The organism is Limibacillus sp. (genome assembly GCA_037379885.1).
Lineage (GTDB): Bacteria > Pseudomonadota > Alphaproteobacteria > Kiloniellales > CECT-8803 > JARRJC01.
The window spans coordinates 1-7339 of sequence record JARRJC010000069.1 but is presented as its reverse complement, the minus strand read 5'-3'; the positions used below and the strand labels follow the sequence as shown (position 1 = coordinate 7339).

Below are 7339 nucleotides of genomic sequence, written 5' to 3'. Positions count from 1 at the left end.
GTCGAAGGTCTGATCACCTTCATGGAGAAGGGGGGGAGCGACCCCGGTCCGATCAACCTGGGCAATCCGCATGAGGTCACCAAGCTCGAGTTGGCCGACGAGGTTCTGAAACTCACTGGCTCCAAATCCCGTATCGTCTATCGGGACCGGCCTGCGGACGATACAGCGCAACGGATGCCGGACATCTCGAAAGCCAGGACCTCGCTTTCCTGGGAGCCGAAGGTTTCTCTCACGGACGGCCTGAAGGAGACCATCAGGTACTTCCGCTCCCTGCTTTGATCAGACCGGTTCTCCAGCGGCGGCTTACGGCTCTCGCTCAGGGCGGGTAGTCGCGGGCCTCGCGGGGCTTGTAGGGGGGCAGGGATAGGCCGAAGGCGATGCCCGCGGCGCGCAGGGCGAAGGCGGACGCGAGACCGGCGGAGGCGGAGACCAGCACCGTCAGGTCCAGGGCCTCGGTTCCCGCTACATGGACGATGGCGCCCACCGCCGCCGCCGAGGCATAGACCTCCTTGCGCAGAATGAGCGGCAGTTCCTGGCAGAGAACGTCGCGGATCAGGCCGCCGAAGGTGGCGGTCATCATGCCCATGACGACGGCGATGAGAGGGTCCGCGCCGGCTCGCCTCGCCAGTTCCGCCCCCAGTACGCAGAAGGCCGCGAGGCCCAGCGCGTCCGCCCAGAGCAGCGCGATGAAGCGGCGCTGGACCAGATGCGCCGTCAGGAAGAGCAGCAGCGCCACGCCGAGACAGACCAGCAGGTAGCTGGTGTCGCCGATCCAGAAGACCGGGCGGTCGAGCAGCAGGTCGCGCAGCGTTCCGCCGCCGATGCCCGTCACGCTCGCCATCAGGGCGAAGCCGACGATGTCCATCTGCTTGCGTGAAGCGACCAGAGCCCCCGTGGCGGCGAAGACCGCGACCCCCAAGAGATCCATCCAATAGACGAAACCCACCATGACCGGCTCCCTGTCCTCTTCGTCATCCTGTCCGTGACCGTGTCCCGGCCGCTTTCGTCGCCGCCAAAGTGCGGGAGGCGGCGGGAGAACGACGGTCAACTCTGCTCAGAAAGGTGCGGAAGGCAACAGTCAAAAGGCGGCGATCCCACCGGGTCCCGCCGTTCCAATCGTGTTCCAATGAAAAAGCCAGGACTTCATGGCACACTCTGGGCCCTACGATCTGGCCTGGGTGAGTTCATGAGCGGCAATCTTCCAGAGTCTCCCTATGGCGAGCGGGCGGCGCCCGCGCCGGATACGCCTGCGCTGAAGGGTGAGACGAAAGCCGAGGTCTGCGTGGTTGGGGGCGGGTTCACCGGGCTTTCAGCGGCCCTGCGTCTGGCGGAGAAGGGCGTGGACACCATCCTGTTGGAGGCGGAGGAGCCGGGCTTCGGCGCTTCCGGGCGGAACGGCGGCCAGATCATCCCCGGTTTCAAACACGACCCGGAGGCCATGATCGCGCGCTTTGGCGCAGATAAGGGCGAGGCCCTGGCCGCCTTTGCGGGGCGCGCGCCCGATCTGGTCTTCGAGCTGATCGAGCGCCACGCCATGGACTGCGACGCCGTCCGCTCGGGCTGGTTGCAGGCCGCGCACGGCTCGGCCGCGCTTCCCGCCGTCGAATCCCGCGTGCGCCAGTGGCGCGAGCGCGGCGCGCCCATCGAGCTGCTGGGCGCGGAGGAAACCGAGAGGCTGACAGGCGCGCGGGGCTATGCCGGTGCCCTCCTGGATGCCCGGGGCGGCACGCTCAATCCGCTCGCCTTCGCCAGGGGTCTGGCGCGTGCCGCGCTCTCTGAAGGTGCGAGCCTTCATGGCGGCTCGCCGGTGACGTCCCTTCGAGAGGAGGGCGGCGGCTGGCGGGTCTCCACGGGGCGAGGCGGCGTTCGGGCCGAGCGCGTGCTGATCGCGACCAACGCCTATACCGGCGATTTCTGGCCGGGACTGGCTCAGAGCGTGATCCCGGTCTACAGCTACCAGATCGCGACCGAACCACTGAGCGCGAACCTCCAGGCAACGATTATGCCCAACCGCCTCGGCCTGTCCGACACCCGGCGGCTGCTGAACTATTGCCGCCAGGACGCGGGCGGTCGCCTGCTGGTGGGCGGCAGGGGCTATCGCCGCGAGTCGACGGACCCGGATGACTTCCAGGGCATCCGAAGGGCCCTGGGGCGGCTGTTTCCGTCGGTCATCGATGTCCCGCTTCGCTACTGCTGGAGCGGGCGGGTCGCCTTGACCCTGGACCACTGGCCCCACATCGGCGAGCTCGCGCCGGGGCTGTCGATCGCCTATGGCTTCAATGGACGGGGCGTGGCCATGGCGACGGCCACGGGCCGTCAAATGGCGGAGCATCTGGCGGGCGCGCCTTTGGAGACGCTGCCCTTGCCGGTGCGGCCCTTCAAACCCCTGCGGGGGCACGGCTATCTGCCGCCGCTGCTCGCCGCGGCCATCGGCGTCAAGAAGCTGCAGGACTGGTGGGAGATGCGCCGCTAGGACCTTTCGATCACTAGGACAGGCCGAGGCCGAGCGAAATACCTTGGACCCCGTCGCCGAAGAGGTAGCGGCCCATCAATCTTACGCGTTGCAGGTAGAGCGGGTGGTGCTCCCCCACGTCGAACTCGATGCCGCCGCCGACTTGACCCAGGAAATCGGCCCCGATGGCAAAGCGCTGATCGCCCATGAGATAGGATGCCGAGAACTCTCCGACAGCGCGCAAGGGGCGGTGGAAGGCCTGGTAGCCGGTCGGCACGCGCAGGCGCGACCAGAGCCCCAGCGTCTCCGCGCTCGCGCTGCCTTCGACGGCGCGCGAGGTCCCGGCGAAGGACTGGAGATGAATCTTGGTGTAGCGCAGTTCCACGTCGGCCTCGTAGTCCTCGCGGCGGCGCTCAAAGTCCAGCATCAGGGATCCGCCGAGGCCATAGGCGCTCAGCCGGCCGTTCCTGAGGAACTTCACCTTGTCCCTGATATCCTCGCTCAGAAAGCGGGACGCCAGGGACAGGTCGCTTTCTACATGGCCGAGCGAGAAGTTGGCGATGGGCCGCAGAACCAGTTCGTCGTTCAGCCGGAAATCCCAACCCGCCCCAACGGTTCCGGCGAAGTTGTTCCATTTGACCCGGTAGCGCCGTTCCTCCATGCCGTCCGAGAACACGAACTCAGGGTCGTAGCGGGCAAAGCCGGCGAAGCCCTCCAGATAGAGCGGTAGCTCGTCGCTGACCGTGAAGGCGCCGCCGAGCTGCGTGGCGAAGTAGTTGGCATCGTTCCGGTTGTTGGACTCTATGGCGACGGAACTGGCCGTCTCGCTGGGCACGATCGAAAAGCCGAGAACGGCCAAGACGCCGTTCGCCGTCGCGTTGAGATCGGCGAGCCCAATCGGCTCCGCCGCCTGAGCCCTATCCGCAGGATAGAGGAAGCAGGCGGCAGCGAGCAGCCTCGCCGCCCAACGTGCGGCCCCGCGGTATGAAACGGCATGCTGTTCAACCCAAGCCGGGACCATAAGGCACTCGGGAAACCCTGTTTGGATGATTATAGAGGGTATTGCGTAGAATCAGAACCATCAGGGGGCGGTGAAATCTCCGCTGTTCCCGCAGGGTGATCGATCTGTGATCATGCTGTGAAGGCGCTTCCGTCCAGCTGTCGAGTCCCCATATCGCGAGCGGTCCGCAAGAACTCCCCCTCGTTGAAAGGACAGGAGGTTTGGTTATGGATCGCTCTCTGAAAACCCTTCTTGTGGCTTCGGCCCCCTTGGCCCTGATGGCTATGTTCCTGGCCGCGCCTTTGGTCGCCCATCCGGGCGCCAAGTCGGCCGAGCAGCGCCAGCAGGCCCAACAGGAGGAGACGAAAGACCGGTCAGCGAAGGCCACAGGCCTGACGCTGAAGGATGTCGCCGATAACGCCGAGTGGCGCGTTAAGGCCGCCAAGTCGCTGAACTGAGCGCCTATCGGTTCGGCGCGGCGCCGCGTCCCGCGGTTCCGCTGAAGGTAATCGCCAAAACTCAACCAACGAAAGGAACCCATCATGATGGGCCTCAAACCGCTGTTTAGAAATCTCGCGCTTCCCATGGCCATGGTCTTCGCGATCGCCACGCTGCCCGCACCGCAGGCGGCGGCGGAGATGATCGCCACCGACCAGATCGTGAACGAAGAGCTGGCCGCCGACTCCCGCGACAAGGTGGAGAGCTTCCTGGCGCGCGACGACGTCCGCCAGCAGCTGGAATCGCTCGGTGTCGATCCGGGCGAGGCGCAAGCCCGCGTCGACAGCCTGAGCGATCAGGAGGCGATGCAACTCGCCCAGCAGATCGACCAGATGCCGGCCGGCCAGGGCGCCATCGGCGCGGTCATCGGCGCGGCTGTCCTGATCTTCATCGTGCTTCTGATCACCGACTTGCTGGGCTTCACCAGCGTGTTCGGCTTCACGAACAAGGGCAGCGCGAACCCGAGCTAAGGCGCGGGTCCGCGATACTCCCGAACAGGAAAACTATGAAGAAGCTTGCCGGTATAGGGCACCTGACGGGGCTGGCGTTGGCGCTGACGGTTCTCAGCGCCTGCGCCGGCACCCCGGTCAGCGACCGCCTCACGGCCCAGACTCCAGATGGACTGCCTCAACAGGTGGAACTCAGCGAAACGCCCTTCTTCGCCCAGACGGAGAACTACTGCGGCCCGGCGGCCATGGCGGCCGCCTTGAACGCCACCGGCCTCGACACCTCGCCCGACGGGTTGGGGGAGACGCTTTTCACGCCGGGGCGCGAAGGCACGCTGCAAAGCGACGTGATCACCACCGCGCGGCGTCAGGGGCGGCTTGCCCTGCCCGTGACGGGTATCGAGCCGGCCTTTCGTACCTTGGCCGCGGGCCGCCCGGTGATGATCCTCCAGAACCTGGCATTGGAGATGGCGCCGCAATGGCACTACGCGCTGTTGATCGGTTATGACTTGCCCGCCAAGACGGCGATCTTGAGATCCGGGGAGACGCAACGGCTCGAAATGCCGCTGGAGACCCTGGAGCACACCTGGCGGCGGGGCGACTTCTGGGGCGTCGTGCTGGTCGAGCCTGAAGGCCCGGTGCCCCCGACCGTGTCGAGCAGCCAATGGATCGCCGAGGCCGCCGGTCTTGAGCGCGCCGGACAGGCTTCCGCAGCGGAGACCGCCTACCGGACGGCTCTGCGCGAGTGGCCGGACGCGGCCTTGGCCTGGATCGCCATGGCCAACCAGCACTACGGCGCCGGGCGGCTCGGCGAGAGCGAAGCGGCCCTGCGCCGCGCCGTCGCGCTGGAGCCCGAGAACGGCGCCGCCTGGAACAATCTCGCCCAAGTCCTGTTCGAGCGGGGCGACAGGACAGGGGCGGCGGAGGCGGTCGACGAGGCGCTCTCCCTGGACGGATCGCACTTGGAAGCGGCCCGCCGTACCCGAGACCGGATCAAGGGTTCCTAAAAAGCCCTGTCCAAGTTGTGCCTACGAGCAATCTCCCATTAAGCGCCAACCCTTGATAGGCTCTAGCGAATCGGTGAGGGAGATTTTGAATGTTCTTGAGAAGCGGTAAACCAAGCAGCCTTCTTTCCGGGATCCTGTTGGCGGGCGCTCTTGCCTTGGCGGCAGGCGCCCAGGCGGCGGAGAAGGTCTCGTGGGTCGGCCTGGATTGGGACTACGAAACCTTCGACAACGGCCAGGGATTGGCGGGCTACACGCTCACCAACGAAAGCATCGGCTCACCCGAGCCCGGTTGCGGCTCGGCGGCCAGGAACCTTTTCAGCCGCTTGGACGGCGTCGACGGGGCCGTGCGTCAGGGCAACCCCCTGGTGCTGCGCACGAACCAAAGTCTCGACTACCGACTGAAGTACGGCGTCGATATGGAAGCCTCGGTCTATGAAAGCGGCAGCGGGTGTGGAGCGCGCATCACCGTGCTCAACCCGCTCGAATGGCCCCGCTGACCTGATTCTCTCCAGGGGAAAAGAAAGCGCGCCGCCCCCAAGGAGGGGAGCGGCGCGCCTTTCAGAGTGCCGGTGTCGTTGTCGCCGGACTTACTCGATGCCGAGGATGGCCTTGGCTTCGGCAAGGGTGGCAACGGAGGCGGCGTGTTCGCCCGCCTGATGCTCGGCTTCGCCCTTGGCGCGAAGCTCCATGACCTTGCTCTTATCTTCCGCAGAGAGGCTGGTGTTGGATTCCAGAGCCGCATCGATCTTGCTCATGTCCGCGGGACACTGGCCGGCCATCGCAGGCAGGGCCATTAAGCTGAAGGCAGCAGCCAGAAGTAGGCGTTTCATCGTGTGGTCCTCCACTGATTTGCTTGGCTGCGCATCGGGACGCAATCCTTTTCTCGAAAGGCCGTCTTGCGCATTGCCTAAAGAGTTGGCCCAAAGCCGCTTGCGGTCAAGGAACGCTGCTGTGATCTGATGGTGACGCTTTTGCGGTCAGCAGGTCCCACGGGCCTTGCAGGCCGCTTGGAGTTGAAGATGCAGGCCGTCAAGCCGCAGGCGGCTTTGTTCGACCAGATAGGCGTCGCGTTCGGCTTCGGTCATTTCCTCGAGCGGTTTGGGCGGCGGCTCTGCGTTTCCGTAGAAGCTGCTGATGGCGCGCGCGCGATAGCTTTCGTCGAGCGCGCCATTCTGCGTTGTCGGCGCGCTGCCCGGGGTCGCGGGCGCGGCGTTGCTCCTGATCGCCGGGTTCGCTGCCGAGGGCGGAGGCATGCCCTGCTTGACGATGCGACCGGTTCCGTTGGGCCAGCCGGGCTGAGTGGGTGGCGGAGCCGAGGGCGCCGCGCCGCCTTCGTTTCCAGGGGCCGGGGCGGCGGGCGGGATCGGCAGGGCCAGCGCCTCGGGCTGCGGACTCGAAGCGGGCGGCGGCGCGCGGACGATTGCCGGGCTGCCGCCGGTCACGGTCCGCAGGACGAGAAGCTTGGAAACGCCGTCCGTCGCCTCGCGGTCATCGCCGTGGAACAGCAGGATGTTCTCCTGACCCAGAACGCGCGGCAGAAGGCTGCTGAGAGGGCCGCGGAACCTGCCGTTGAGCATGGCCGGACTCTGCTCGCCCCGCCGCTGCACCTCGATTGACAGCTTCGACGCCAACCTGTCCAGGAAGACATCGACCGGCTCTTGGACCAACTCGATCTCGTAGTGGCCGGGTCGGCCTTCAAGCGGCGTGATGCTGGAACGCGCTTGCGCCGGGCTGCTTTGAAGCAGCAGCAGAGCGGCGGCCATGACAGCCAGAGCGACGGCTTGGGCAGGCGTTCGACGGTTCGCGGGCTTCATTGCGTGCTCTCCTCCTCGTTTCCGAAGAGTTGCAGGCGGTCTTCGACGCCCTGCTTGGTCAGCAAGACCCCCCGGTTGCCGATCGCCTCGACCCGCCAGCCGTCGATTTCCTCTCCGTCGCG

General features: G+C 66.2%; 10 protein-coding genes. 6 read left to right on the top strand and 4 right to left on the bottom strand.

Translation table 11 applies throughout. The features are described from left to right. Positions 1-279 (top strand): SDR family NAD-dependent epimerase/dehydratase (locus tag P8X75_13815; protein MEJ1996259.1); only part of this gene is annotated, 279 nt, incomplete at its 5' end. 37 nt (positions 280-316) lie between these two features. Here the strand turns inward: P8X75_13815 and P8X75_13810 are convergent. Further along, positions 317-949, bottom strand: coding sequence for a trimeric intracellular cation channel family protein (locus tag P8X75_13810; GenBank protein MEJ1996258.1), 633 nt, complete (start codon positions 947-949; stop codon positions 317-319). A 237-nt stretch (positions 950-1186) separates the two neighbouring features. On the opposite strand from P8X75_13810, the gene P8X75_13805 reads away from it, so the two are divergent. Beyond that, on the top strand, positions 1187-2473 hold the full coding sequence (locus tag P8X75_13805; GenBank protein MEJ1996257.1) for an FAD-binding oxidoreductase: 1287 nt from the start codon (positions 1187-1189) through the stop codon (positions 2471-2473). Between the two features lie 13 nt (positions 2474-2486). On the opposite strand, the gene P8X75_13800 is transcribed toward P8X75_13805, so the two are convergent. Further along, on the bottom strand, positions 2487-3311 hold the full coding sequence (locus P8X75_13800; GenBank protein ID MEJ1996256.1) for an autotransporter domain-containing protein: 825 nt from the start codon (positions 3309-3311) through the stop codon (positions 2487-2489). Positions 3312-3679: 368 nt separating this feature from the next. On the opposite strand from P8X75_13800, the gene P8X75_13795 reads away from it, so the two are divergent. The 4 genes from P8X75_13795 (at position 3680) to P8X75_13780 (ending at position 5900) form a co-directional block, all read left to right on the top strand. Further along, positions 3680-3910, top strand: coding sequence for a hypothetical protein (locus tag P8X75_13795; protein ID MEJ1996255.1), 231 nt, complete (start codon positions 3680-3682; stop codon positions 3908-3910). Positions 3911-3994: 84 nt separating this feature from the next. Further along, complete coding sequence (locus P8X75_13790) at positions 3995-4420, top strand: PA2779 family protein (GenBank protein ID MEJ1996254.1); 426 nt, start codon at positions 3995-3997, stop codon at positions 4418-4420. Positions 4421-4455: 35 nt separating this feature from the next. Then, complete coding sequence (locus P8X75_13785) at positions 4456-5403, top strand: PA2778 family cysteine peptidase (protein ID MEJ1996253.1); 948 nt, start codon at positions 4456-4458, stop codon at positions 5401-5403. Between the two features lie 89 nt (positions 5404-5492). Beyond that, positions 5493-5900 carry a hypothetical protein gene (locus P8X75_13780; protein MEJ1996252.1) on the top strand — a complete coding sequence of 136 codons (408 nt, stop codon included), beginning with the start codon at positions 5493-5495 and terminating at the stop codon, positions 5898-5900. Between the two features lie 90 nt (positions 5901-5990). Here the strand turns inward: P8X75_13780 and P8X75_13775 are convergent, their stop codons facing one another. Together P8X75_13775 and P8X75_13770 are read right to left on the bottom strand one after the other, a co-directional pair. After that, a complete protein-coding gene (locus tag P8X75_13775; GenBank protein ID MEJ1996251.1) occupies positions 5991-6233 on the bottom strand; it encodes a hypothetical protein in 243 nt (80 codons plus the stop codon). A 147-nt stretch (positions 6234-6380) separates the two neighbouring features. Continuing rightward, complete coding sequence (locus tag P8X75_13770; GenBank protein MEJ1996250.1) at positions 6381-7217, bottom strand: hypothetical protein; 837 nt, start codon at positions 7215-7217, stop codon at positions 6381-6383. Positions 7218-7339 lie beyond the last annotated feature (122 nt).